Here is a 1,509-nt window from a genome sequence, read left to right on the forward strand (position 1 = left end):
TGTCTTTTTTATATTCTTACCTAATTCTCCTATAATCCAATAATATTGAGATATTTGGGTAGAATTATAGGTCTTTCCTGTCATCATTTTTACCAATTTTTTGATATTTAGACACGCTAAAGTAAGCCCAACCTTATCTTCCATTTTGGACTTTCCTTTTTCTCTGGTATAACGTAAGTTATGATATTCTTTAGCTGTTCCGAATAACCGTTCTATCGTTTCTTTCCGGTGTTGATACCGTTCTTTCATACCACTTTGATGGCGAATATCTTCACAGACTTCTAGGGCATCTTTCCAAATATGACGCACAACAACTTTTTGGTTCTGGCGACTTTCTGTACAAATAGCTAACAAGGGACAGGTCTTACAAATTTTAGGATTACTTTTATACTCTCGATAACCTTCACGTGTGGTTGTACGATAAGTTAACACCTTGTTCTCTGGACAAAGATAACAATCAAAATGCTCGTCATAGACAAAGTCTTTTGGACGTAAAAAATCTTTCTTACCTCTTGGTCTAGTGTAAGGGAAAACTGGTGTAATCCCTTTTTCTAGAAGAAACTTGGCAATACTAGGTGTTTTATAGCCTGAATCCGCAATAATGAATTCAGGAGAGAATGGTTCTAGTTTGACAAAAAGAGCAGAGAAAGCCTGACTATCATGGATGTTTCCTGCTTCAACCGTATAAGCTAAGGCCCAACCGTGTTTATCACAAGCTACTTGAGCATTGTAAGCGAAGACTTCCTTATGTTCCCCCTTATGAAACCAACCACTGTCTGGGTCTGTCGTTGATTGTTTCTTAGGTTTAGCCTCGCCTTTTTTGGCGGGCTTTAAGAACTTTTTTGCGTGTTTTCTCCTATCTAAATTAATCTCAATCTCCAGTTGTTCACTCATGAATTTAGCTTTTTGATCAATAACAACAGTTTTGTACTTATGATTATTAGCAGCTGCCTTGATATGGGTCCCATCAATGAAGATTTCTGAGGGATCAATGAGCCCTGCTTCCAAAACATGATGAAGCACATGACTAAAAATGTGTGCTAACACTTCCTTGTTTTGAAAGCGTCGGCTATAGTTCTTACCGTAAGTTGTAAAATGAGGCACCTTATCGTCCAGAGATAAGCCAAGAAACCAACGGTAAGCCGTATTCACCTCAATATCTTTAATGGTTTGGCGCATAGAACGAATGCCATAAAAACATTGAATCAACGGAATTTTAACTAATAAAACAGGGTCTAGACTAGGGCGACCATTATCCGAGGAATAACTATCTTCGACAAGATCATAAATAAAAGAGAAATCAATCGTTTCCTCGACTTTTCTTAGAAAATGGTCTTTAGGCACAAGTTCATCAAGCGTATAGAATCCTACTTGACGTCGATTGTATTCGGGATTTTCTTTGTGAAACATAGGAACACCTCATCAAATACCTTTTTCTTTTATTATACTCCTTCAAAGCAAGAAAAATCCCCAGAAGTATAACTTCTGAGGACTTTGTCTTCAATCTGA

General features: G+C 37.2%; 1 protein-coding gene. It reads right to left on the reverse strand.

Going from position 1 to position 1,509, the window contains the following annotated elements; genetic code table 11:
* Nucleotides 1-1,410, reverse strand: a 1,410-nt coding sequence (locus tag HMPREF2571_RS05215) for an IS1182-like element ISSth2 family transposase (RefSeq protein WP_070847364.1), incomplete at its 3' end; no start/stop codon positions are given.
* Nucleotides 1,411-1,509 lie beyond the last annotated feature (99 nt).

The organism is Streptococcus sp. HMSC068F04 (assembly GCF_001837455.1).
GTDB classification, from domain to species: Bacteria; Bacillota; Bacilli; order Lactobacillales; family Streptococcaceae; genus Streptococcus; species Streptococcus salivarius_D.